The 3,027-nt window shown below is 61.4% G+C and carries 3 protein-coding genes and 1 pseudogene; all 4 read right to left on the bottom strand.

Annotated elements, in window-relative coordinates; translation table 11 throughout:
• Positions 1 to 397, bottom strand: a pseudogene (locus JHD07_RS36580) (hypothetical protein); the annotation flags it as partial.
• Positions 398 to 401: 4 nt separating this feature from the next.
• Positions 402 to 1,283: a 3-hydroxyacyl-CoA dehydrogenase family protein gene (locus JHD07_RS36575; protein ID WP_024342786.1), complete on the bottom strand. Its 882-nt coding sequence runs from the start codon at positions 1,281 to 1,283 to the stop codon at positions 402 to 404.
• Complete coding sequence (locus JHD07_RS36570) at positions 1,280 to 2,446, bottom strand: acyl-CoA dehydrogenase family protein (RefSeq protein ID WP_024342785.1); 1,167 nt, start codon at positions 2,444 to 2,446, stop codon at positions 1,280 to 1,282. Before JHD07_RS36570 ends, JHD07_RS36575 begins: the two co-directional genes overlap by 4 nt.
• Positions 2,447 to 3,027, bottom strand: a 581-nt coding sequence (locus tag JHD07_RS36565) for an SDR family oxidoreductase (RefSeq protein ID WP_291631031.1), incomplete at its 5' end; no start/stop codon positions are given.

The following is a 3,027-nucleotide window of genomic DNA, read 5'->3' as shown; positions in this document are numbered from 1 at the left end:
ACTTCGGGATCACCAGCCTGTTGACGATACGCCCGATCTGATCCGACGACACCACCACTTCCAGTCCGGCCTCTTTGAAGACTTTGGCAGCGGCGGCGACGGCAGCATCCGAGGCGGACGCCGGCCGCACCAGTTCGACGAGTTTCGAGGGCGCGTCGTCGCCGTTCCGATAGCGGGCAAAACCTAACGCATTCGTGACGGCGGGATCCTCTCCGATGTGCTCCGCGAGGCTCTCGTCGCCGAGTTCGACCAGGATTGCGGCCTTTCCGGGATCGGCGACGAAGGGCGTGCCACAGTGGACGATGACGTCGGCATCCCGATCAGTCGCTCCGGCGAGGAACTTGTCGCCTTCGGCAAAAGATCTGCTCGGCCCGTCCTGGATAATCGCATAGGTCATGGGCTCAGGCTCCATACATCGCGTTGCCTTCGTAGTCGAAAAAGCCCTTTCCGGACTTGCGCCCGAGCAGGCCCGCGGCCACCATGCGCCGCAGCAAGGGCGGAGTCGCAGCTCGCGGATCCAGCGTGATCGGATAGAAAGCCTCGCAAAGCCTCACCTGCGTATCGAGTCCGATGAGATCGATGAGTTCGAGGGGCCCCATCTTGTATCCGAGCCCGGCCTTTATCGCCTTGTCGATGTCCGCTGCGCTCGCCACCCCCGCCTCCAGCGCCCGGATCGCGTCGTTGTTGAAGGGCACCAGGAGCGCATTCAGAATGAAGCCCGGCTTGTCCTGTGTTCTGACCGGTATTTGGCTGCAGGCTTTCGTCCACGCCCAAGCCGATTCGAACGTCTCTTCCGACGTCAGAATGCCCGGCGACATCTCGATCAACTTCATCAGTTGCGCAGGAAGGCAGAAATGCATCCCGACCACGCGTGTCGGCACCTTCGATCCTGACGCGATCTCCGTGATCGAGAGTGTCGAGGTGTTGGAAGCGAATATCGTGTCTTCGGAGCATACCGCGTCGAGGCGATCAAGCAACTTTTGTTTCGTCGCGAGGTCCTCGAACACCGCCTCTATGACGAGATCACAATCTTCCAGAGCGGAAATATCTGTAGTCCGTGACATCGCGCCGACTATGGCGTCGCGTTTCGACGCCTCCAGCTTGCCGCGTTCGACCGACTTATCGAGAAACGCGGCCGACTGCTTTGCGCTCCTTTCGAGAGCGTCCTCCTTCATGTCATAGGAAATGGTTCGAAAGCCCGCGCGCGCCGCGACCAGCGCGATGCCGGCCCCCATGGTCCCCGCAGCGCCGCAGACACCCACCGTCTTTATTGTTCTCGTCATTTCCCTGCGAAACTCCTGCCGATAAGCTGTCGGTGCACCTGATTGGTACCCTCCCAAATCTGCGTGATCTTGGCGTCGCGCATCAGTCGTTCGACGCGGTAGTCGCGGCAATAGCCGTACCCACCGAACATCTGCACGGCCTCGGTCGAAGCACGCATCGCGAGGTCCGACGCGCGCATCTTGGCCATGGATGCCTGGACGCGGAAGTCCTTCGCGCCCGAATCGATGAGGCCCGCCAGATGATCCAGCCAACAATCGGACATCGCGAGATCGGTCGCGAGATCCGCCAGCATGAACTGGTTGGCCTGGAAGTCCACGATGCGGCGACCCGATTGCTTGCGCTCGTTCATGTAGGCCGTCATATCGTTGAAGGCAGCCATCGCGATTCCCATCGCGTGCGCGGCGATGCTCGGGCGGGAGCGGTTCAATGACGCCAGCAAGATCCGAAGACCGTCGCCCGGTTCTCCGATCAGGTTCGCGCGCGGCACACGGACGTCATCGAAGCGCAGCGCGGCAGTCGACGACCCGCGGTGGCCCATCTTGTCTTCCAGGCGGAGGACTTCGAAACCGGGAGCCCCCTTCTCGAGCACCAACACCGAGATGGCTTTCTTCGGTTCGTCGATCCCTGCGAATTTGCCGAACAGAAGAATGCGGTCTGCGACATCGCCGTTGGTGATGAAGAGCTTCGAGCCATCGATCACGATTTGGTCGCCGTCTGGAGTAAATCTCGTCTTCATACCCGTCGCATCGGATCCGGCGGATTCTTCCGTGATGGCCAGAGACGCCAATCCGCCTTCGGCGATACGCGGCAGCAGACGGGCCTTCTGCTCGGTCGTTCCGAACTCGATCAGCGGCTTCATCGCATGGAAGTTCGTAGCATAGATGATGCCGGTCGCGGCACAGGCTGCGGAGATGCGCCTGACGATCGCAAGGTACAAACGGAATGAGGTGGGCGCTCCGCCGAATTCCTCCGGCACGAATACTCCGTTCAGGCCGAGCCCGTTGATTGCCTTGACGTTGGTCCACGGAAATTCGCCGCTCGCGTCGACATGTTCCGCGTTCGGTGCTATCACCTCATCACAAAGCCGGTCGACTTGCGACAGGATGAGCTTGTCATCGTCGCTCCAGTTGCGGCTGCGCTCCAGTTCGTCGAAGATGGACATCTAATGGTTCGCTCCCTGGCAGCCGTCGATGTAGATTGTCTCGCCCGTCAGGAACGCTATGTTCTCCGCATAGAGCGCGCCGACGAGGCGCGCGACTTCGTCGGGAGATCCGGCCCGACCGACCGGCACGCGGCGTTTCAGCCACGCCCGGACCTTGTCGCTCGCGAGAAAATCACGGTTCAGATCGGTCTCGATGTAGCCGGGCGCGACGTCAAGCACGCGAATGCCGTCGCGCGCCCACTCCGCAGCCAGACAGCGGGTGATGGCGCCGACCGCGGCCTTGGACGCGCAATAGGCGAGGTTATCGATCACCGCGAGCTTGTCGAAGAAGGAACCTATGTTAACGATCAGGGAATCGCCCGCAAGCTTCAGATGCGGATAGCTTTCTCGGCAGGCGACCATGACGGCCGATGCGTTCAGCCGCATCGTGGCTTCGAAATCCGACAGCGAGAGCTCGACGGTCCGCTTTGCCTCATGGGCGCCGGCGTTGTTGACTAGGCCGATGACCGGTCCCTCCAACGCGATCTTCGCGATCGCTCCCGAGATCGCGCTTTCGCTCGTCATGTCGCAGGCATAGCCAG

It is taken from the genome of Bradyrhizobium sp. (assembly GCF_016462955.1).
Taxonomy (GTDB): domain Bacteria; phylum Pseudomonadota; class Alphaproteobacteria; order Rhizobiales; family Xanthobacteraceae; genus Bradyrhizobium.
The sequence above is the reverse complement of the archived record's forward strand: the minus strand, read 5'-3'. Positions and strand labels throughout refer to the sequence as shown.